Origin of the sequence: Mucilaginibacter sp. SMC90 (genome assembly GCF_022811725.1) — a bacterium.
GTDB lineage: Bacteria > Bacteroidota > Bacteroidia > Sphingobacteriales > Sphingobacteriaceae > Mucilaginibacter.
In genome coordinates, this window is sequence record NZ_CP094527.1 from 5,436,379 (window position 1) to 5,460,165 (window position 23,787).

Annotated in this window: 14 protein-coding genes; 4 read left to right on the forward strand and 10 right to left on the reverse strand. The window is 43.0% G+C overall.

Translation table 11 applies throughout. From position 1 onward, the window contains the following. Nucleotides 1-64 precede the first annotated feature (64 nt). From MTO98_RS22655 to MTO98_RS22665, 3 genes are all read right to left on the reverse strand, one after another. Entirely contained in the window at nt 65-1,585 is a 1,521-nt protein-coding gene (locus MTO98_RS22655) for a RagB/SusD family nutrient uptake outer membrane protein (RefSeq protein WP_243481258.1), read from the reverse strand. An 8-nt stretch (nt 1,586-1,593) separates the two neighbouring features. Then, the gene (locus tag MTO98_RS22660) at nt 1,594-5,016 is read right to left on the reverse strand and encodes a TonB-dependent receptor (RefSeq protein WP_243481259.1); all 3,423 of its coding nucleotides are present in this window, start codon (nt 5,014-5,016) and stop codon (nt 1,594-1,596) included. Between the two features lie 138 nt (nt 5,017-5,154). Next, the gene (locus tag MTO98_RS22665) at nt 5,155-6,318 is read right to left on the reverse strand and encodes a FecR family protein (RefSeq protein ID WP_243481260.1); all 1,164 of its coding nucleotides are present in this window, start codon (nt 6,316-6,318) and stop codon (nt 5,155-5,157) included. A gap of 139 nt (nt 6,319-6,457) precedes the next feature. On the opposite strand from MTO98_RS22665, the gene MTO98_RS22670 reads away from it, so the two are divergent. From MTO98_RS22670 to MTO98_RS22680, 3 genes are all read left to right on the forward strand, one after another. Next, nucleotides 6,458-7,048: an RNA polymerase sigma factor gene (locus tag MTO98_RS22670; RefSeq protein ID WP_243481261.1), complete on the forward strand. Its 591-nt coding sequence runs from the start codon at nt 6,458-6,460 to the stop codon at nt 7,046-7,048. A gap of 164 nt (nt 7,049-7,212) precedes the next feature. Further along, nucleotides 7,213-7,920 carry a hypothetical protein gene (locus MTO98_RS22675; protein ID WP_243481262.1) on the forward strand — a complete coding sequence of 236 codons (708 nt, stop codon included), beginning with the start codon at nt 7,213-7,215 and terminating at the stop codon, nt 7,918-7,920. Between the two features lie 9 nt (nt 7,921-7,929). After that, a complete protein-coding gene (locus MTO98_RS22680; protein ID WP_243481263.1) occupies nt 7,930-9,759 on the forward strand; it encodes a hypothetical protein in 1,830 nt (609 codons plus the stop codon). A gap of 256 nt (nt 9,760-10,015) precedes the next feature. On the opposite strand, the gene MTO98_RS22685 is transcribed toward MTO98_RS22680, so the two are convergent. The 5 genes from MTO98_RS22685 to MTO98_RS22705 form a co-directional block, all read right to left on the reverse strand. Then, a complete protein-coding gene (locus MTO98_RS22685; protein ID WP_243481264.1) occupies nt 10,016-10,936 on the reverse strand; it encodes an AraC family transcriptional regulator in 921 nt (306 codons plus the stop codon). A 24-nt stretch (nt 10,937-10,960) separates the two neighbouring features. Then, nucleotides 10,961-13,906 (reverse strand): discoidin domain-containing protein, encoded by a 2,946-nt coding sequence (locus MTO98_RS22690; protein WP_243481265.1) that lies wholly within the window; start codon nt 13,904-13,906, stop codon nt 10,961-10,963. A 396-nt stretch (nt 13,907-14,302) separates the two neighbouring features. Further along, nucleotides 14,303-15,766 (reverse strand): RagB/SusD family nutrient uptake outer membrane protein, encoded by a 1,464-nt coding sequence (locus tag MTO98_RS22695; protein ID WP_243481266.1) that lies wholly within the window; start codon nt 15,764-15,766, stop codon nt 14,303-14,305. A 27-nt stretch (nt 15,767-15,793) separates the two neighbouring features. Beyond that, nucleotides 15,794-19,153 (reverse strand): TonB-dependent receptor, encoded by a 3,360-nt coding sequence (locus MTO98_RS22700; protein WP_243481267.1) that lies wholly within the window; start codon nt 19,151-19,153, stop codon nt 15,794-15,796. Nucleotides 19,154-19,292: 139 nt separating this feature from the next. Next, entirely contained in the window at nt 19,293-20,450 is a 1,158-nt protein-coding gene (locus MTO98_RS22705) for a FecR family protein (protein ID WP_243481268.1), read from the reverse strand. Between the two features lie 150 nt (nt 20,451-20,600). Here MTO98_RS22705 and MTO98_RS22710 point away from each other — a divergent pair, with 150 nt between their 5' ends. Continuing rightward, the gene (locus MTO98_RS22710; protein WP_243481269.1) at nt 20,601-21,188 is read left to right on the forward strand and encodes an RNA polymerase sigma-70 factor; all 588 of its coding nucleotides are present in this window, start codon (nt 20,601-20,603) and stop codon (nt 21,186-21,188) included. Between the two features lie 104 nt (nt 21,189-21,292). Here the strand turns inward: MTO98_RS22710 and MTO98_RS22715 are convergent, their stop codons facing one another. Then, on the reverse strand, nt 21,293-22,522 hold the full coding sequence (locus MTO98_RS22715; protein WP_243481270.1) for a DUF4998 domain-containing protein: 1,230 nt from the start codon (nt 22,520-22,522) through the stop codon (nt 21,293-21,295). An 18-nt stretch (nt 22,523-22,540) separates the two neighbouring features. Beyond that, nucleotides 22,541-23,773, reverse strand: coding sequence for a DUF4959 domain-containing protein (locus MTO98_RS22720; protein WP_243481271.1), 1,233 nt, complete (start codon nt 23,771-23,773; stop codon nt 22,541-22,543). Nucleotides 23,774-23,787: the final 14 nt, after the last annotated feature.

Here is a 23,787-nt window from a genome sequence, read left to right on the forward strand (position 1 = left end):
CATGCAGATCAATTTCAGTAATTTCGAAATCACCTATCGATTTTGCATGTAATTTATCCTGATATTATTTATAATCAGGGTTTTGAATTAATATCCCTCCACTCTTATCAATTTCTGTTTGCGGAAGCGGCCAGTGGTAAAACTTATCCTCAAAATGATAATTGATAAGGGATGATACCACAGCGTTAAGTACAGGACCCGCAATGTGCCATCTTAACAAATCATAATGACGTAACCCTTCAAAAGCAAGCTCAACACGGCGTTCGTGCCTGATGCGTTGGCGCATCTGATCTTTGGTATATCCCGCCGGGTAGGCAGGCATATTTACACGTGCACGTAAATCGGCCATGGCTTTATAAACCGTTGCATCAGGGCCCGCAATTTCATTTTGGGCTTCTGCATACATCAGCATTACCTCGCCTAAACGCAGTATAACTGCATCCTGCTGGCTAAGCGTTGAAAAACCATAAGGCATGTTATTAGGTTCGAGGAATTTGATAACTCCATAGCCTGTGGGCCTGAGGTTTGAAGGATGATGAACTTTGCCCGGACCAAAATCAACAGAATCGGCATACACAGTTTTGCGCAAACGAGGGTCGCGGTTGTTGAACTGGTTTTTAGTATCGGTTAACGGCGAAGTACCATAAGGCTGTCCATCAGTACACTCATAAGCATCTACCATATTTTGCATTGGTGCGCAGGCATCCCAATCGCCATAATACATATCCCATGGGGCTGTATTGTTAGGAGCCAGGAAGTTAACAGAAAAAATAATTTCTGTATTGTTTTTCTGGGTAGCATCCCTAAAAATATCCTCAAAATTGGTACTCAATTTGTATTGGCTCATTAAATCAAGACAAAGGTCCCTTACCTGTGTTAGCATGGTTGCATCCGGTGTGCCGTTGCTACCAAACGCCGCAAACAATAAAGCCCTTGCCTTTAAAGCCTTTGCAGACGAAGCCGAGGCATGACCACCGTTGGCGTAATAAGCTGCGGTATTCAAATTGGCAATGCCATAATCCAAATCGGCAGTGATTTGAGCAAGTACTTGTGCGGCAGCAACTTTAGGCTGCTTTTGATTACTCAAATCAAGAGGTTGCACCACCAAAGGAACATCGCCATAAATACTATATAATTGAAAATAAAGAAAAGCACGGATAAACCTTACTTCGCCCTCGTACACTTTACGCTGACTATCAGAAATATCTGAACCTTTGTAATTACCTAAATTTTGCAGAAACAGGTTCACCCTTGCAATACCGGTATAGCTATCGTTATAAATAGCAGTTTCATAACCACCGGTAGTTGGGTTAAAGTTACCCTGAACAAAATCCTTGGCACTGCCCGAATTGAACTGGTTGTATCCGTTATCGGTAAAGCCATCCCTGAAACCCATGCCGTAAGAAAACTCTTCGGGCTGAAGGGAAGCGTAAACAGCTGCCAAAGCCGCGTCAAAATCAGCTTTCGTTTTATAGAAAGTTGAGGTGGCGATCTGGTCATTGGGGTTTAGATCAAGGGCCTTTTTACATGCGCCTAAAAACAGCGATGTAATTAATATAGTGGTTATTATAATTCGATTTTTCATGTGGCTAATTAAAAGGATACGTTCAAACCAAAAGAGTAGATTTTATTTTGCGGATACTGTACCTGGTCGCCGCTGCCATAGCGTTCAGGATCAAGGCCCTTGAATTTGGTTATGGTTAACAGATTATCGCCTGCGAAATAAACCCTTAAGCGGTTGATACCTACTTTTTTGGTAAGTTGTGAAGGCAGGGTATAACCAAATACCAGGTTTTTAAGCCTCAAATACGATGCATCCTGCAGGAAGTACGATGACCTGCGACCAATTTTATCCGGTGCGCTTTGTCCAAAATAAATACGCGGCATAGTGGTTGAAGGATGTTCAGGAGTCCAGGCGTTTAACCAATCTGTAGTTGGCGACGAACCTTGTACAAATGGTATAGTGCCCCAGCCCGATACGTATGATTTTACGCCGTATACGCCCTGCATCATGGCCGACAGATCAAAGCCTTTAAAGCTGGCCGACAAGTTAAATGAGTAATTTAGCTTGGGATAAACACCACCGATTACGGTTTTATCATTCTGATCAATTTTACCATCGCCGTTCACATCTCTATATTTCAGGTCGCCCGGTAAGGTAGAATCAGAGAACTGTTTAGGAGAATTAGCAACCTCTTGTGCCGATTGGAAGATGCCGACAACCTGCAGCATATAGAATGAATTCCATGGCAGCCCATTTTGGTTGATGGTATAATCTCCAATTTCGGTTTGACCAAATTTTACCAGTTTATTAGCGTTATGGTCAACGTTTGCGCCTACATTAAAAGCTAAGCCTCTTAAAGCACCGTCGGTTATTACGTTATTATATGATACGCCAAGTTCGATACCCCTGTTGTTCACCGATCCATCATTGATGGTAGGAGCACTTAAGCCCACAGCTGCAGTAACCTGCGCCTGCCTTAAAATATCCGATGTTGTTTTATTATACCAATCGGCGGTTAAATTGAAGTTTTTGAAAACAGTAACATCCAAGCCAATATCGGTCATGGTTGTAGTTTCCCATTTAATGACAGGATTGTTCAGATTTTGCTGGGCTACACCAGTTACCAGTGTCGAGTTATCGAAAGAATAGTTTCCGGTGAAATTCAACAAGGCCTGGTATGGATAATTGGCTCCGTAACCATTAATTACTATATTTTGATTACCCAGCTGTCCCCATGAACCTCTTAATTTGAAATTATCCAGCCAGGTTAAATTCAGGGCTTTTATAAAAGGCTCTTCTGTAACCCGCCATCCTGCAGAAAATGATGGGAATACACCCCATTTATTTTTACCGTCAAATTTTGAGCTTCCGTCGTCACGAATATTGCCTTCCAAAAGGTAACGGCCCTTATAATCATAATTTAAACGACCGAAGTAGGACATCAAAGCCCATTGATTACTGGTTCCACCGGCATTTTGGATATCAGAACCACCTGCGTTCAGCTCCTGCAGATCCAGATCCGGGAAGTTTTTGCGGTATCCCTGCAGGTACTGATACTTACTTTGTTCAATGCTGTAACCAAATTGTGCCTTAAGGTTGTGCCCATGAAAATTATGAGCGTAATTTAAGTAGCTAAACAGGTTGGTATATACGGTTTGCTCGTCCTGTTCGGTTAAGCCCTTACCAAGGTCAAGCGATGTTGCCAACTGATTAGTCTGGAAGTTATATTCATCAAGGGTGGCTTTAAAATCCTTGTATTTATCCATATTAAAGTTCACCGCACCCTTGGTATACCAGGAAATGTCTTTAGTAAACTGAACCTCAAACCAGCCCTGTGCATTTACTGCATAATCATTAGTGATCCTCCTGAAGTTTTGATCAAGTACCGCTATCGGGTTTTTATTGTTATACTCAAAATCATATGCCTTGAAGGTATACCTGCCACTGCCATCAGCTAAATAAGGGCCATAAGTTGGCGCTTGTGACATAGCCGAAAGGAAAAGGTCCATCGATGAACCGTCCCACTGGGTTGGTGACGATGGATTGCCGGCTACAGCACCTCTTGTGCCTGATTTTAATAATACGTTGGTACCAAATTTTATATGATCGTTAATTTTTGAAGTTAAATTGATGCGTGCATTATAACGCTTGTAGTCAAATCCTCTTTCAATACCATCCTGGTTAATATATCCTAATGATACGTTGTAAGTGGTTTTTTCGCTGCCGCCTGTAAATGTCAGGTTATGGTTTTGAGTAGGGGCAGTTCTGAATATCAGGCTTAACCAATCGGTATTAGGATAACGCACCCTATCTGTAGCGTTACGGTATAACTCGATCTGATCTTGCGGGTAAAGCGATCCGGCATCAGTTGTACCACTGTTAATACGGGCCTGATTAAACATCTCCATATACTGGGCCGAGTTAGTTACCAGTTTAAACATTTTGGTAGGACTGCTGTAACCCAAATTACCATCATAAGTAACAGACATTTGCCCGGCTTTACCTTGTTTGGTTGTTACCAGCACCACGCCATTGGCGGCCCTTGAACCATAGATGGATGCGGAAGCCGCATCTTTCAAAATTGATACATTGTCGATATCAGTCGGGTTGACATCGCTGAAGCTCCCAGGCACACCATCAATCAACACCAATGGGTCTGAACCCGCTCCGCTAAACGTACTGTTGCCGCGGATCCGGATAGATACGGCCTCATTTCCCGGCTCACCAGAACCCGTGTTTACCTGTACACCCGGGGCAAGGCCCTCAAGCATAGACGCCGGGTTAACAACAGGGCGTTTATTCAGTGTTTCGCCTGATACCGACGATACAGCACCGGTAAGATTCGCTTTCTTTTGGGTACCGTAACCAACCACCACAATTTCGTTAAGTGCCGATGTTTGCTCTTTAAGCACTATATCAATTTTGGTTTGATTGCCAACGGTTACTTCCTGGTTAACAAAGCCTATAAATGAGTAAACCAATACAGCATTATTATCATTTACGGTGATGGTGTAATTACCATCTATATTGGTTTGCGCTCCTGTATTGGTACCTTTAACTTTTATGGTTACCCCCGGTAGTGGTGCGCCTTTCTGATCTTTTACTGAGCCCGTAATGGTAATTACCTGTACCGGTCTATTTTCGGCCGGTTTGGGTGTAACTACAATAGTTGTATTGTTAATTACATAGCTGAAGGGCTGATCGCGAAAACATTCGCGCAGGGCCTCTTCAAGAGCAGCATTTTTCAAATCAACGCTTACAGGTAAGGCCCTTTTTAGCATTTTTGAGTTATAGAGCACGCTATAACCGCTTTGCTTATGAATGTCTTTAAGTGTTTCGACAAGCGAAGCATTGCTTTTACTTAGGCTTATCCTTTGTGCAAATGTGGTTGAGGCACTTACCTGAAGTATCGAAACCACACACAAAAAGAACGACAATTTCATGATCAGAAATATTTTTGATACAGCACAGGGTATCTCCCCGCGCTTTAATGCAGTAGAATTTTTGTACATTTGAATGTTAGGTTAAATAATTGGTTGTGAGAAAAATGATCGTTAACTGACCTGATTGCTACCCGTAGCATTGAGCCAGGGGCGGTGCGAACGCTCCTGGTTACTTTCTTTTTGGGATAGCATTATATAAGTATGAGGTTACTTCATAATGATAACCCTCCTTCCTTCAATTTTATAGTGAATACTACCTGTAAGCTTAATATTATCAAGCAATTCTTTAATGTCCTTATATTTTGATATAGTACCGCCAAATTCATTTTCCTGAACCTGGGCATCCTGATATTCAACATCCACATCATACCAGCGGCTTACCTGCTTCATGATATTTATAATGCTTTGATCATGAAATATAAAAAAGCCGTTTATCCAGGCCATATTGGCTTCAACATCTGCCTTTTGTACTTTTATTGATGAGCCATTTTGGTTTACAGTCCCCTGTTGGCCCGGTAAAAGCATTACCGCAGCCGTGCCTTTACTCATTTTAACCGAGCCCTCCAGTAATGTGGTGGTTATATCATCGTTATCACTATAAGCGTTAATGTTGAAATGAGTACCCAACACCTGTACCTGCGTACCATTGGCTTTAACAATAAATGGATGGGCCTTATCTTTCGCCACCTCAAAATAAGCCTCTCCGTTCAATTCAATTTCGCGGTTAGCCCCGTTAAAAAACTCCGGAAATTTGATAGATGATGCCGCATTAAGCTGTACTTTGGTACCATCTTCCAATACCACCTGGTATTGACCGCCGCGCGGCGTTGTGATCGTATTAATTTGGGGCATGGCCGTTCCATCCTGCTGATCTGGCCTCCTGTCAAATTTATAAACTACTACTCCATTGGCTGCTTTGCTCACTTTTACGCCAGTTCCGGCAGTAAGCTGACCGTTTTTGGCATCATCAAGTACTATTTTGGTTCCGTTTGCCAAAGTGAGGTAAGCCTTGTTACTTCCGGGCAATATCGCTGTCTCTGTTTTTTTGGCTAAAATATCAGCCAGGGGGTTCTTTTTAACAGGCATAAACAATAATCCCGCAAGTACGCCAACAATAAGCAGTGAAGCGGCGGCCCATAACCACCTGTAGCTGATATGCTTCGGCGTCATTACAATGGCTTCCTGCCTGCTCTCGCTCAGCTTTTGCCAAATCCGCGCACGAACCTCCATCGGATCGGTATCTTCTGCCCAGGCGTCATCAGGCAAATGCATATCATCGCTATATGCAGCCAGCAATTCCTTCTCGGCAGGAGAACATCTGCCATCGAGATACTTTTGATATAACACCAAAAATTCTTCTTTATTAATCATCGAATATTACGATCTGAGGTTTATAGAAAGTAAGTGTAGATTAACACATGGCACACACATACTTTTTTGATCTTTTTTTCACTTTACCGATAATTTTAAAAATTAGCGTTGCTTTTTATACATTTACCTACCCAATTATATGCTTTACACTTCGCTAACAGATCACGAGTTGTGGAATGCCGTACGTCAAAACGACGAGCTGGCTTTTACTGCCCTGTTTGACCGGTACTGGGTAAGATTGTACAAGCTGGCTAAAAGCTACCTCAAAAACCAGGAAATAAGCGAAGAACTGGTACACGACATTTTTCTGAACATCTGGAACAGGCGCCAAACGCTTGAAATAGATTCGTTCCAAACATTTATGCTTACAGCTGCGCGCTACCAGGTATATAACCGTATGCGGGCTGCAAAACCGCCCAGATTAATTTTAGGCGATACCCACCCTGTAAATGAACCTTTTCAAAATAACGAAGGCGAAGACCATCTTATTGAGCAGGAATTGCAATTGCAACTACAGCAATATCTTGTGCAACTCCCCAAGCGCTGCCAGGAGATATTTTATCTGAGCAGGGTAAAAAACCTTTCGAACCAGGAAATAGCCGACAGCTTTGGTGTTTCAAAGCGTACTGTGGAAAATCAAATTACGCTGGCGTTAAAACATTTGAGAAGTTGCATGAAATACACAACAACGGCCGCTATTTTTTTCCGGTTGCTGCTTTTCCGCCATTAAACATGCCTCCTTTAATATTTTCCAGGAAACAGGGTTGAAAAATATCCGGGCGTATTATGCCCAAATCAAACATCTACCCTAAAGATTTCTGTTTAATTATGACAGATAATATTTTTTCTTATTTTTAGAAATACATTCAATTCCAAACCGCTAAACCTTTCACAGTGAAAAAAATAATACCGATTTGCATTATACTGTTTATTTTATTTACCGGTTGCAGAAAAGAGCAGTCGGCATCACCTACTCCCCCGCAGCTCATAGGCGTATCATTACGTCCTAATGTTTATGTTCCACCGCCAAATAGTAGCTGGCAACACATTTTAGGCGGTTTGGCAGCATTAAGGTTAACTCCTCAAAACAGTGATACTGTAACATTGTCATCAATATCAGCCATAGTAAACTTAAAAAATGCCACTTCATACAAGCAGCAGGTTATAGCCGGTACATATAATATTACACTTAATACCCAAAGTACAGCAGTTGCCGATACTTTTATAAGGTTTACGTCAAGGGTCAACGGCGTTGCTATTAATAAAGATGAAACAGTAGATCTGGCTGCAACTACTACTGACGCCGTAATTACAATTAGCACTAAACTAATTGACAGCACGGTAACCCCCACATTTAAATCGGGCAATCAAACCACATATAACTTTGGAAAAGTAAACGGGTATTATTTTTTATATGCAAAAGACGCTACAAGCGGTACAATAGCTTTTAGCTTAAGCAATGGTTACCAATATATGAAAGATCTTACCTTAAGGGCAATGAACCAGTACGATCTTATACCGCTACCGAATTCGTACGGTAATTTATCCATAACATCACACGCTTTCAACTTCACAGCTTCAACCAAAACCCGCATTAATTAGCATTATCACATGAAAAAACATTTACTTACAATATTTGCCGGGGTATTGCTGATCCTGAACAGTTGTAAAAAAGACCCCGGTAACGGCCAAACCGTTGATATCGTACCCCAACTCTCTATCCAAAGTGTTAATACCCCTCCATTTGCCAACAGCACATGGGTTAACGTTTTTGGCGGAAAAGGTTTATTACAATTTGATCTTCTGAATTCAAATAATACCGTTGCTTCAACTACCAAAGACAGCACAGATTTAACTAAAATAACCACTTACACCAAAGACTTAGCAAAGGGCACTTATAATATCTACTTATCGTCAAAAAACCAAACAAGCGTTGCCGATACTTTCATACGCTTTAATGCCCAGATTAACGGATTAAAGCTTACCCAAAAACAGGGCACTTCATTAACCGGCACTACCAATGATGCGCTGATCACCATCAGTCAAAACCTGGTTGCAGCCAATAGCACACCCACATTTAAGGCAGATTCTGTAAAGTTGCCTTTCAAGTTTGGGCTTATCAATGGATATTATTACTTATATGTTAAAGGTGGTACCGCCGGTGCAATTAGCTTTAACGATAATGCAACCGGGCAAACAGTAACAAAAAGGCTGTCGGCAGTTACTTTAAACCAGTATAATATTGGGGTGCAACACAATAATGGCACATTGCAGGTAACTTTTATACCATTTGCCTATAACAGTGTTAACGCAAGTTCAAGTACGCTTTTAACATTAAATATTAACACCAATGACTACTATTTTATAAACAGTAACGTTTACTTCATAGCTACCGACCAAAATGGCAAAGTGCTCAATGCAGTAAAATATATAAATGGCACCTCTACGTTTAAATTATCGTCACTGACTCCGTTTGAACAGGATAGGTTCAACTTGTTTATCGTGCTTGATCCGATAGTTAGTGGTTTTAACCCAAGCATAACAGGATATCTACAGGTTAAAAAAGGCAGCGTATATACCAACATTGCTCAAGGGCTCCCCCAAAAGCCATTTACACCTCTCAAACCTCATTTAAAAAACACTCAGGGGTTTGATAATATATCCATGAGTACAGCAGCAATTGATCGTTACATAAACAAGCTTTCGGACAGTACATATCTTCAGGAGCTTGTATACCAGGAAGGGAGTAAACTATGGGTTCAAATGTTAAGCAACAACCAGTACTCCTATAACTTTTTCACTATACCTAAAGGCACTGTTGATTTGGATGTAGACCTGCACCAACTAACAGAAACGCCGCTTGTAAAACATGTTACTGCACCCGGAAATAACTTTTATTACAGCGTTAATGCCAAACCCGATACTAATTACGCACAAGGCTACAGGTTTGGGACCTTAAGCGTAACTGCCAACAACGGCGACGTTTATTATCCGAGAGAAACATTTCCGGAATATGATATTTATACCGGGTACTCGCTGGGGCAATATCAGTATTCTTTTATTTTAACCGGACAAACCATTCCTGATCAGGCCCCCGGCTTTGATGCATCATTTAACGTAAATGGTACTAATCTCACAAATTTTTCGACAGTTTGCTCGGGGAGGTTTGATTACTATCACGCCAGTTTCTTAAATGTACAAGCCGGTAGTAATTTAAATGTTGAACTTTACTCACCATCGGCAGCTAACTGCAACAGCTTTGTACTGCCGGATTTTTCTAAATATCTGAATACCTTCAACCCGGCCGCTGAAAAGTTAGTTCGTTTTGAGCTTGAACAATACGGTGGGTTTAATGAGCAAAACTTCACCTACAAAAATGTGAACCAGATTTTCAGCTTTCATAACTTTAATTGTAAATCGGTTTCAAAAATTTTCAATTAAAAATGAGGCAATTGCGGCCGCACAAGGCCATCAAATACAACAATTAAGGAGATAGCCAAATAAGCTATCTCCTTAACTAAATCAGCCTAAGCAAACTTACATCACATTATTAACCTAATGAGGAAATATTAACAGGCTGTTTAAAAACGATAGTTTTTAAATGTAGAGACGCATAATTGCGTCTCACGCTTGCAATTTACGGCAGCCGAGCCGCTCTTGAACCGGCTTGTCCTTCGGGAGACGCAATTATGCGTCTCTACAAAATATTTTCAATCGTTTTTAAACAGCTTCTAACAGGCCTGCGAAATTTCTGCCTGTATTTTGAAGGAGATAAACCGTTAATTTGGGTAAACAACCGCGAAAAATAATACTGATCATCAAAACCCAGATCGGCACAGATACTTTTAATGTTACGATTATCAAAACGCAGGTATCCTGCGGCCTTTTGAATCTTGAGCGTATTAAAATACTTTATAGGGGCCAGGCCCGTTTCCTTTTTAAACCTGGCCGAATAATAAGCCGGTGGCAAACCCTGCTGCATGGCTAACTCTTTTATCTCATATTTTTGGCCTATGTTGTTTTTCATAAATGCGATAGACTGACTGATGGCATCGGCATTGCGCTCGGGGTGTTCCTTTTTTTCATGGTATATGAGTGAGGTAATGAAATGCAGCAGGTAAAAATTCATCTTCTCCGTTTCACGCTGATCATACCCGAGCTCAGAGATACGGCAGATCTCATCAAAAACCCTGATGCGATGCTCATCATAAGGTACCCAGTGAACCATCTGCCGGCCGTTTAGAAGCGACCGGTTATAAAGTCCGGCCGCCAGGTCCCCTTTAAAATTTACCCAATATATACTCCAGGGATCCGCCGCCGAGCTTTCATAACGATACGATGTTTTAGCCGGTATGATCACAAAGTCATTTGACCGTAACTCATGGCCCACACCCTTAAGGTTAATGGTCCCTGCCCCTTCCGTACAATATATCAACGTATAATCACTATTGCCAAACCTCCGTTGACGCGGGCTGTTAACTGCCTTCGGAAAATATCCGGCGGCGGTTAACAGCATATTCCGGCTCATCGGGTTTTTGGCCACCTGTTGTTTCACATGGGCCGGTAATACTACCAGCCTGTGTTCTTTCGCCTTTCTTTCTTTCGCTGCAGTTGCCATACTTCAACGGGTTAACAGTTTCAACTATTGAGGATTGTTATAAGGCTCAGCTTTTAGCTTAATATTATCGCTACCCAACACATCTGCGCTAAATTCAATTTTCACCGTTTTGGTTTCGCCTTTTAACAGGGTGAAATAGTTATCGCTCATGATTGCAGGTAAAATCTGCTCGCCGCTTGAAGCCCTTATTGCCTGTACCCGTACTCCAAAGGCTACAGCTTTTGACGATGAGGGATTAGTTACCTGCGCGGTGATATAATATTTGCCATCGGCCTTCATTGTTTTGTAAGAAGTTTTCAGGTCAACTTTCGGCAGGGTATTTAACGCCGTATAATCCTTACGTTTGTTACCTCTCCAATAAAAATTATCTGATACCAGTTTACCTGCATTATCAGTAAGCTTTAGTTTAATAAAATGCACATCCGAAAGGCCTTCGCTGGCTACATCGCCTTGATAAACTTCAAAATTGTAAAGCGAATACCCCCAGTAGGTAGCGCGTTCAACACCCTGCATTTTAACATAGCGGGCGGTTACTTCCGGAAACGTGATCTTTTGCTCGCCTTGACGGCCATCGTCAGTACTGTAAACGTCATGCCAGTGGCTGGCATCGGTTGATACCTGGATTTTGAAAGCTTTAGCATATGCATCTTCCCAGCTAAGGCCAACCCCGTTCACCACTTCCTCTTTACCCAGGTCAATATAAACCCACTCGCCATCGCTGTAACGGCTTGCCCAGCGCGTACCGGGGTTACCATCATTTATAGCAGATGCATCGCCATTGGTTGATGATGAGCTTATTACTTTTTTGTTTTTTGCCAGATCGGCCTTGTACTGGTTAAACTTCAGATCGAATACGGTCCCCGAGCTGTTGGCCGGCGCATCAACCGTTTTTGACAAGCTGTATTGCTTTACCAGCGTACCATCCAGATTATAAACATCTGCCGAAGCTGTTAAACCATCGGCATCCCTGCGTGTGGTATTAATTACCTTGATGGCATTGGTTACAGGGTTCCACTGGATGTGCAGGGGCTCACAAGCTTTTTTTACGCCCCAGTACGCTCCTGTCAGGTCATAATAATAGTCATACGTTTGCCAAACCATTGACGGGTAAGCCGACTGGCTCATCCAGGTCATGATACCTGAAGCATCCTCACCCATGGCATCCTGCCAGCCTTCGTACATTGCCTTGTTACTTTCAAGACTTACAAACTGGGCTTTGCGGCAAAAATCTTCAATACCTTTTGGTGCGCCGTAACCATTGGTGATACTTGCTTCATAACTATCAGGCCCGGCGTTAAATGCCCGCGGACCGAAAAAATGCTGATCCCACATCTCATTGCGGGGCCACCAGTTTTCTTTCGGCATAAACTTTTTGAAGCTTTCAAAATTTACAAATACCGCTGTACCCAATTCGGTACGTAAACCCCAGCCTTTGTTGCCGCCTAAACCGGTTGGATAAGCGGTAAAATAATAGCGCGGGTCTTTTGCATCCCAGGGGCCGCTGCCGGTAAGGTTTTCGGCGTGCGAGTTAGGCTGATACCAGCGGTCGCCGCCATCAAAAGTAGCAAGGTCTTCTTTCAGCCAGGCGCTCAAAGGCTGCTCGGGCCATCCCTCGTTATCCGCACACCAAACGGCAATAGCCGGATGGTTTCTGAATCGTTTTACTTTCTCAATCGCGTTAGCATTAAATGTGGTAATATCTGCAGGCAAGTTAGGATTGGCGTTGAGCCAGAAATCGTCCCAAACCATGATACCGTATTTATCGCAGGCGTCATAAAACTCCTCATCGGTAGTTGAACCTATCCAGTTGCGGATCATGTTAAAGTTCATCTCTTTATGCAGCTTCACCTTATAATCGTACTCGGCTCCGCGGCAGCGCAACAGGTACTCGCTCATGCCCCAATCGCCGCCTTTTATAAATACCCTGGTGCCATTGATAGCTAAATGCAACACATGGCCTATGGTATCATAGCTATATCTTTTAATACCAAATTTGATATTCTGTACATCAGATACTTCGTCGCCAACGCTAACACTCAACTTACAGTTATACAAGTTTGGTTCGCCATAACCGTTAGGCCACCAAAGTTTCGGACTGTTGATCATCAGTTGTTCAAAGTCGCGTTTGTTCAGCTTTACATCCGTAGTACCGTTAGCATCAACATAAACCTTTTTCTGAAACTCTATATTACCCGGCATGATAACCCCTTTGATGATGGCCGCCTGCGAGCTCGCTGCAGTATTTTTAACCTCCAGAGCTATTGAAAGATCGGCACGGGCGTTAGTAGGGAGGTTAGCGCGGATCCATGGATCTTTAATTGTTACATCACCCGTATTGCTCAGGTAAACATTATCGGTAATGCCCGAGTTAAGTCCCGGTACGTAAGGCATCCAGTCCCAGCCTGCACTTGATACGTAGTTAGGGCTGCCCACATTGGCCAGGGGCTGCTTTGGGATATAAACCAGCGCGGTAAGTACATTTTTACCGTTGCGGTTCATTAAAGCACTGATATCAAAATGCCCCCGCTGCATAAAACCATCGAGCGAGCCTAACAGCGTGCCATTAAGGTAGATATCTGCTTTACGGTTTACACCCCGAAAATTTAGCCAGGTTGTTTTTTTAGTGTAGTTTGCAGGTATACTAAACTCGGTGCGGTACCAAAAACTGCGGTCGTATTTAGCCTTGTCAACCTTATAAATATTATCGCCAAAATTGGGATCTTTTTCCAAACCGGCTGCAACATATGAGGCAAATGTAGTGCCGGGCACAACGGCGGCAACCCAATCGGCAGTGTTATAGCCGGCATCTTTAATTCTTGATGCATCTGCAATATCGGCCTGGGGCTTAACTTTCCATTGCTGCCCTGCCGAGCTGTTGAGCGATACCTCGTTGCTTTGTGCACCGGCAGCAGAATAGAAACATGTAAGAATGACAATTAAAAGTCTTGATAGTGTGATGCGTTTGATCATTAAGTTTTTTATTAATTTAGGTTGAACTCCGCGCCTGAACCAGGTATGGTAAAATTCAGCAGGCACATTCATTGAAGGCCTTTGGTTACAAGCATGTTTAAGCAATAATTTTGTTATCGCCTATATGTACATTGAATTGGGCCTTACCCTATATTGAAAGAAAATAATTTCGGTTGCGGTGAGTAATCTGTCTGTTTAAATACGATGTCATTTAGAACGTGCCGTGCAGAAAAACGCAGGGCGAGGGGAAAAATCTTCTTCCCCCTTCATGATCGAAAGCTTGCTTTTTGAAGATCACTCCTCACCTCACACGCTTAATCCATGCCTCGGTCCGTTCTAAATGGCATCGTATAATTTGGTGTGATGAGCATTACTCCACATCACACCAAACCACGTTTAATAACCTGGATTTTGTGTCAACACTCCGCCACTTAACTGGATCTCAGTTAACGGGATAGGTACATGCTCGTTGATACCTACTTTGAAACCCGGAAGCAAAGCTGCAGCCCTGCCTGTTCTTACCAATTCATAAAAACGGCGATGCTCGCCCAGCGCAGTTTCAACACGCATTTCGTGGTAAATATTAGCTAAAGTTGCTGTTGCGTAGGCTGGTAAAATAGAGGTATCTGTGTTACCGCCGCTTTTCCTGGCCCTTGCCCTGATCTGGTTAACCAGATCGGTGGCGTGAGCTGTGCTGCCGTTTTGGAAAGCAGCCTCAGCAGTCCAGAGCATTACCTGTGCCAGGCCGTAAACACGATCATTAGTTGGGCCGTCACCTGCACCACCACCGTTATTGGTTGGAATTTCATTAGTAGCCAGCCAGTATTTCCTGTTCCAGTAGCCTGTTTCGCTGGTTGAAGCATTTGCTACTGTACCGTCGGGCATTGTCTCATTATTAAATATCACCGTAGCTTTTAAACGCGGGTCGCCGGTTTCAAATTCTTTAACAAGTGACTCAGACGGAACGGTGAAGCCATAGCCCCAGGTATTTCGCGGGGCATCAAACAGGTTTAATAAATTACCTACACCTTTACCGGGGATATTTTCGTTGTTTACCTCAAATATTGATTCCGGGCCAAATTCACCTGCCAGGGTCCAGATCTGGGTTACATCCGGAGCCAATGTATACTGGCCCGAAGTAATGATCTGATCACCCAATTGCTGCGCCTGCGACCATTTCTTTTCCCACATATAGGTTTCCAGCAGCAATGCCTGGGCGGCACCTTTAGTTGCCCGGCCACGGTCGCTTGCTGCCTGATCTGTTTTATTAGGCAATGCGGCTATTGCGGCATTGGCATCAGCTTCAATCTGCGCAAATATCTGTTCGGCTGTTGATTGCTTTACGTCAAATTCGCCATTTTCTAAAGGTGTAGTAACCAATGGCACCCTTCCAAACAGCCTCACCAATTGCAGGTAAAAGTATCCGCGTAAAAACTGCGCTTCGCCCAACACCTGTGCCTTTAGTTTATCATCCATTGAAATAGCCGGCACCTTTTGCAATACAAGATTTGACAGGTATATTCCTTTAAAATTATCTCTCCAGGCATTGTAAACATATCCGTTATCAGCCTTGGCGGTAAATATCTTAAGCTGCTGTATCAGGCCCTGATCGGATGCGCCGCCGCCGCCTTTATTGGCATCATCTGACATAATATCGCCGAAAGATGAGGGAGAATAGCCACCGTAAGCCTGGTCTTTTAACATTCTGTATGCATCGGTCACAGCCCTTACAGCGTCATCGCTGGTTTGATAAAAGCTTGAGGTTGACTGGTGCGCGGTTGGTGTTTCGTTCAAAAATTTCTTACATCCTGCAAGGCCGGTTAACAATGCAGCCCCCAGGATCATATATTTAGATTTCATGATAATAACGTTTAAATTGTACATCGGTTAAAAAGATAGATTAGCACCCAGCGAAAGCGTACGGCTTTGCGGATAGTTACCGTTATCAATACCCATATCCAGGTTGCCACCGGCTCCGCTGTATTGCTGCCCTATCTCCGGATCATACCCGGTATACTTGGTGAAAGTGAGCAGGTTTTGAGCGGAGAAATAAAATCTTAACGACTTGATCTTTGAGCGCTCTAAAAACTTTTGTGGAAGTGTGTAACCGAAAGTCAGGTTTTGTAAACGTAAATACGACCCACTTTGCAGGTAAAAACTTGATATACGCGAGTTATTATTTGGATCGCTTGCGGTTAAACGCGGCAATGTATTGCTTGTTCCCGGGCCAGTCCACCTGCCCAATGCTTCCTTCTCCATGTTATAGTTGGAAATGAAGAAACCATCAGTGTAGTATTTATAAGCGGCAAGCAGCTTATTTCCATAAACACCTGAAAAAGCCAGGTTTAAGTCGAACCCTTTATAGCTTGCACCAAAGTTAAAGCCGTAAGTTAATTTAGGAATGGGTGAACCCAGGAAGGTTTGATCATTTTGATCTACCACACCATCGCCGTTAAGGTCTTTGAACCTGATATCGCCGGGAGCTGTTCCGGTTTCCTGTTTAGCATGATTAGTCACATCTGCCGGAGTTTGGAATATACCATCGGCCACATAGCCGTAAAACGAAGCTATAGGATGACCAACCTCGGTTAGCTCTGTTTGTCCCGGTTTGATGTTACCGCTATAGATTTTTTCGCCGGTTTGTTCAAGGCTTAATACATTGTTTTTAACCGTAGCAAAATGGAAACCGGCATTAAAATGCAGGTCTTTGGTTATTTCAGTATTATAATCTGCCGAAAACTCAAAACCTGAGTTTTTCATTGAGCCGGCATTTTCACGCGGACTTTGGGTAAAACCGGATATTGAAGGGATGTTGAGCACCAGCAACATATCTTCGGCAGTTTTTTCGTAGTAATCAAAAGAGCCGGTGATTTTGCCGTTGAATAACTGGTAATCGAAACCTGCGTTCCACTGTTTGGTTTGCTCCCAGCGGATATCCGGATTTGGCAAGCCATTAGGGCCTGCTGTTGGTTGTGCCGATGCCGGCAAACCGATAGCATAATAGCCGGTATTGATGTTAGCTGCATAATCGTAGTAACCCAATACCGATTGATTACCCAGTTTGCCCCAGCTTCCGCGAAGCTTTAAATAGCTAAGCGCATTGTTTTTCGGGAAGAAGGATTCATTGGTTAAATTCCAACCTAAAGCTACCGATGGGAAGTTACCAAACTGGTTATTGGCACCAAACTTAGATGACCCGTCACGACGCAGCGTAGCTGTAAGGTAATACTTGTTTTGGAAATTGTAGTTGATACGACCGATGTATGATAGCAGGTCCCACTGTTGCTGGCTGCCACCGGTTACCGGGTTGCTGATACCCGCATCAAGGTATTGCAGAAACGGATCATTGCCCGGCTGCCCCTGGTTTTGTCCGTACACATTATTATAAGTAAACCTTTCTTCAGATACGCCTGCCAGTACGTCAAAGTGGTGGTCTTTACCCAAAGTAAAATCATAGGTAGCTGTATTATCCCAGGTCCAGTGATTGGTTTGATCTTTTTGCTGATAAAGCGATGGATTGGGGTTCCTGAAGTTAGGTGCTACATCATACGTTGGTGTAAACTGTTTGTTATCAGTAAACTTAAGATCGATACTGTATGACGATTTCAGCGTTAAACCTTTAATAGGCTTGTATTGCAAATAAGTATTGCCTAACAACCCCCATTGGTTATATGGGCGATTGGCATATAAATAATGAACTTTAGCCAGCGGGTTTACAATATCCGAATATTTAGTAGCGCTGTAACTTCCATCCGGGTTTTTAACAGGTATGGTAGGGTCTTCGGCAAAGGCATCGTTAATTAAGTTGCCATTGTAATCGGTTTGTACGTTATGGGTTAACGATTTATTCAGGGCAAAGCTTTCGCCAAACTCCAGGTTTGATTTTGGTGTAAATACCAGATTGTTTGACAGGTTTAATCTGTTATAATCCGAACCAACAATGGTACCCTGCTGCTTTAAATAACCACCGCTAACACGATAAGTAACGTTTTGGCTGCCACCGCTTAACGCCACATTATAATTTTGCATATAAGCAGTTCTGAACAAAGCTTTCTGCCAGTCGGTAGTTGGCGATGATGCTGTCAGGTCGGTTGGCAATTGCAGGTTTTGGCCTGCGTTTCTGTAAGCCTCATTATTAAGCATTGCATAATCCGAAGCACTTAACATATCCAGCGTTTTGCGCACCTGCGACATGCCCTGGTAAGTATCAAAAGAGATAACCGAATTATCCTTTTTACCTTTTTTGGTTTTGATGAGCACAACACCGTTGGCACCACGTGAACCATAAATGGCCTGTGCCGAAGCATCTTTCAAAATGTCGATAGATTCGATATTGCTCGGATCGATGATATTAATATCATTTGAAGCCAGCGGGATACCATCAACTACATATAAGGGATCTGAATTGCTTAAAGAAGTTAACCCACGGATGCGTACCTGTGCCGTTGCACCTGGTGATCCGGAGTTCTGGATGATCTGTACGCCGGATGTTTTGCCTTCTAAAGCGCCCTGCAGGTTGGTTACCGGTTGATCTTTTAATTTGCTTGCACTAACCGATGAGATAGCACCGTTTACATCAGCCCTTTTCTGGGTACCGTAACCAACCACTACTACTTCGTTTAATGCCGACTGTGTTTCCTTCAAAGTAACATCCAGTTGTGTACGACCGGCCACCGCTATTTCCTGCGTGGCGTAACCTATAAAGGTAAATACCAGGGTTTCATTGCCTGCAGGCAGCTTAACAGTATAGTTACCTGATGCATCGGTTACGGCACCGGTATTGGTTCCTTTTATTTTAACGCTTACACCGGGTACGGGCAAGCCTTTCTCATCAACTACCTTACCCTTTACGGTAACATCCTGCACGGCATCAGTAACAGGCTCCGGACGGAGCCTTACTATAACCGTATTTTGATTAATTACGTAAGTTAACGGCTGTCCGGCAAAACACGCTTTAAGCACATCATCCAGCGTGGCGTGGCTCAGGTTTAAACTTACCGGACGGGCATTGTCAAGCATATCGCTGTCATACAAAAAATTGTACCCGCTCTGCTTTCTCAGTTTTTTAAAAACCTGCTGTAATGACGTCCCTTTAACGTTGATACTGATCTGCTGTGCATAGGTAGCTGCGCTAACCTGTAAAATGGAAGCAGTCAATAATATGATGATGAGTTTCATGATCAGCAGCGGTTTAAAAAGTGCGCGGGAATGCCGCATGCATAGAAATGCATTAATAATTTTATACATTTGATTTGAGGTTAATGAATAATTGGTTGTTGCTAACGATTGGTTATGTTACCTCAAAAAGCCATTTGGCATACTGACCGGGGGCGCTCGACTTCCCCTGGTTAGTTTTTTAAGATAACATGATGAATAAAAAATGTAATTATGGCATCACTGTTATCCTCCTTCCTTCTGTTTTGAAATGAACCGAACCGGTAAGTTCCAAAGAATGTAAAACTTCCGAAACATCTTTAAACCGGGACACTGTTCCTCCAAAGTTCTTTCTTTTGAATTTTTCAGAGAATACGACATCTACATCATACCACCTCGAAATCCGTTTCATTATAGTTTGAATATCTTCATTATTGAAGGCAAAAAAGCCGTTTTTCCAGGCTACAGCATCGTCAACATCTACATCGCTAACACTAAAGGCAGGTTGCTGGCTATTAAAGGCCCCCTGCTGTCCTGGCTTTAACAAAGCCTCCTGATTATTACTGCTCAGCTTTACCGCCCCCTCCAGCAATGTAGTTTTTACAACTTTCTCATCGCTGTAAGCCATTACATTGAAGTGGGTACCCAAAACCTGAACGCTCATACCGTTGACACTCACGATAAAGGGTTTAGTACGATCTTTTGCCACCTCAAAATAGGCTTCGCCCGAAAGTTCAACTTTGCGGTTGTTACCAGTAAAAGCAGCCGGATATTTTAAAGCAGAAGCAGAGTTTAACCAAACTTTAGTACCGTCTGATAACTCGAGCTGATACTGCCCACCCCTCGGAATGCTGATGGTGTTGTAAGCCAGCTCCTGCGCACCATCTTTACCGTTGTCCTGCTTGTTATATGACAACACGCCGTCTTTAACTTTATTGATCTTTACGCCGGTTTGTGTACCCAGCGTTCCGTTTTTGAGCCCGTTGAGCGTAATTATTTTACCGTTAGCCATAGTTAGATAGGCCTTATTACCGCCAGGCAGGATTTTTTGAGGTGATAACGCTACTGTATCGGATTGCCTCGGAACAGCAGGTAATTGTGCTCTCCAGATTAAAACGCCAATGCTTAAAAGAATAATTACAGCGGCAGCCACTCTTAACCATACATAACGGGCTGATAAGCTTTGAGATCCCTTTTCGGGGATACTTTCGGCCAGCTTTGCTTTAAGTATGCTATGAAGCCGTTTCTTTTCGCCCAAATCGGTTTCCCAGTTATCATCGGGCATTACAATATCGTCCTGGTATGATTCCAATAGCTGCTTTTCTTCCGGCGTGCATTCTCCCGCCAGGTTCTTTTTATACAGAATAAGAAACTCTTCTTTGGTGATCATTATGGTTAGTATATAGTTTTAGTAATGGCCCTGTACTTATATAGTATACATTACGGCAACCAACACCCATAGCATTGTAAAAGAATTATTGTTTTTTTAATGTTTGGGAGACATATAATTACTTTTCTCTACTTTTATCAAACCAATTGTATGTTTAAGGCCTTAAAGAGCGATTCTGATTTGTGGGACGACATTCGTAATGACGACGGTGCGGCGTTCGATATACTCTTTAACCGTTATTGGGCCAGAATGTACAAGATCGCTTTCCGTCAGCTCAATGATGAAGAAAGTAGCCTGGAAATTGTTCACGATGTTTTCCTGAGTATCTGGAACCGGCGCAAAGATTTGGAGATAAATAAATTCTCTAGTTTTTTGCTAACAGCAATGCGCTATCAATTATATAGCCGTGCCAAAACCGCAAAACTCTCTCTTGTTTATAAAGCCGAGTTATCAGAAAGTGACCATTTGTCGGAATCAAATACCGGTGAGCTCCGGCTACAGGATTCCGAATTAAAAAACGAACTGGATAAATATCTGAACCAACTGCCCGAACGCTGCCATGAAATCTTTAATTTAAGCCGTATTGAACATTTATCCAACCAGGATATTGCAGACCGCCTGGGCATCTCAAAAAAAACCGTTGAAAACCAACTTACAATTGCATTAAAACATTTGCGGCTGGCATTTAAAAATATCGCATCGGTAATGATGGTAGCTTTATCACTTTTATTGCGATAAGAAATTACGATATCTATCAGCAGATGCAGCCAGTTAATCTGCATGGCATAAAAAATGCCTCCCGGTTTAACGGGAAGCATTCATAAAATAAACAATTACAATTATTATAAACTTCTTAGCTTAACACCTTTAAACTGCAGATAAGTATATGATTGTGTATTCACCACCCAGCCGAAAGTAATAGTTGTTGTTGCCGCAAGCGTGAAACTAAGCGTGTGCGTGCCGCCAATATTATTTTGATCGCCTTTGTAAATGGCCAGTGGGCTACCCAAATTAGTAATATCCGGCAGTGAATTGCCAACGGCCACTACTTCGTTTGCGCTAAGGGTACCGCCATATCCTGCAGTTTCAATATCAAGGGCATAACTACCGGCAGGCAGTGTAATGGTTTGATAAACCTTACCGTTGCTCACACCATCGCCACTCCAGTCTTTTGCCTCAAAATGGATACAACCACCATTATCTGTAGACCAGCCTCCGCCCTTGCCGCCGTCCTGGTTCAGCACGTTACTATTGTATTGCCAGTCTTTAGGTAGCCCCCATTTACCGGTTCCGTTATCGCTGCGGTAAAAAGGGTAGCCCGGGTTTTTGATGTAAAGCGATGTAATATCGCCTATGCGCCTCACCCTCGGAAAAAGTGTAGGCGCAGCTACCGTAAAAGTATCAATGGCGCCCCTGAAAGGCAGATAACTTGATTGATAAGTTACATCGGTGCCAAACTTAAAATCGTTGATGGTCACAATAGAATCGGTTGGTTTGAGCAGCGTTGTTTGTGTTTTACCTGAATTATCAATGTAGGTTACAACAGTTTTGGTATTCACGGTTACCGAATCAAGCGTGATCTGGTTAAAGTTCAGCTTAACAACACCCGTCGAAATATCAACAGTAAAAGGGTTATCGGCGTTGTAGCCACGGTTAAAAATACCGCCTGCATAAACAGCCCCATAAACCCTCACCCCGTTAATGGTTTTAGCAATAGAGATATGTCCGTCGCTATCAACAGAATTGACTATGAAGTTGTAAGTACCTTCGGTAAGGTTTGTTACCAGTACTTTTACCGTATCAAGCGGGTTATGGCTTGCTGCATTAACAGTTAACGAATCCTGCTTATTGTTCCAATAAATCTTATACTTAACAATTTTGGGGTCGGGACTTGGGTTCCACACCAGTTGCGTGCGTAACTTCCCTGCCTGGTAACTGGCATTGGCAATTACACCAGGGTAGTAAATTTCGCCGCCTTTTATCAGCTCTTTATAATTCTCGTTCTTTTTTGAGCAGCCCCACACGGCCAGCAGTAATAACAGCCATGCTATATTTTTTATATTGATCTTCATTTGTTTGTCGCTTAAAAATTATTGAGGGATTCCGTAAAAAGACATTTCTTCGATGTAGGTATAATCTAATCCAAACCAGGTTTCACTTACTACAACTCTCAGGTATTTTACCGCGGGGCTATCAAACGGAACGTCAAAGTTTACACCTGCCTCAACAAAAGCCTGATCGGCGGCATTGGTTTGCCCCTGCGGCAGGCCCGACGGCGGATCTGGAAAGCGATAAGTACCCACTACTACCCAATCGCCGCTTACAGTACCCACAGGCTTGCCGCCGGGAGTAACAGCATCAGCAGGATTATCTTTATTTGAGCCCCAAATGCTAAACACTTTGGGGTTTGCGTAACCGTATCCCCTTGGCCACATCAAAAAGTGGCTTAGCTTATAGCTGCGTCCAACTCCGAACGTACCCTGCACCAGCTTTTGTACCGAACCGATAGTTGTTTGCCATGGTGCAGCACCGCCAACTTCCTTGGTAAAACCATCCCATAAATAAGGCAGTATGCCGCCATAACCTATGAAAGCATCACTTGGGCTATTGGTTGGAAAAAATTTGCTTTTATCCAGCAGCTCTTCATACAGCGGGGTAAGGGTAACCAATAAGGTATCAGATGTATTTCCAAACTGGTCGGTTACAAAAGCACCAAATTTTGCCGGTGTTGTACTAAAGCCCCTTACGGCATAACTTATGGTATCTGTACTGGTGAAATGCCTGTCCTTAATATTAAATTTATTATCGGCAGGGTCAATGGCAATTAAATTTACACCAACGGGCCGTTTATCTTTATTAATGGTTGATAAATGGACACCGCCAAAGTCGGCCGCCAGCGTAAGATTTTTCCGGATTAGCTGGTAGTAAGGTGTATCCGGATGAACCGTTACCGTAACCGGGTCCGATTCCACATTGGCCCGGGTTACCGCGTGCAGGGTTATCGTATAATCCTTACTGCTTTGAAAACCATCAACCCTAATAGTGTCCAGAAAATAGCTGGACTTGGTTTGCCTTGTTGTTTTGCCATTGATATTATAATCGGCAACTACATAAAGCAGGTTTTGTGATGATGGCAAAGTATAAGTTAAAACCGCGCCGCCATTAAAGTTGCGCACCTTAACATTGGTTACTACTGCCGGTTTTGTTTTATCGGTACTCTCCGGCAGTTTATAGTTATCGCTTTTTGAGCATGAAAACAAACATGCTGTTAAAAGCGCCAGTACACATATAAAATGTACAGGCTTTATATGATTATAGCTCATAATATCTCTTAGTT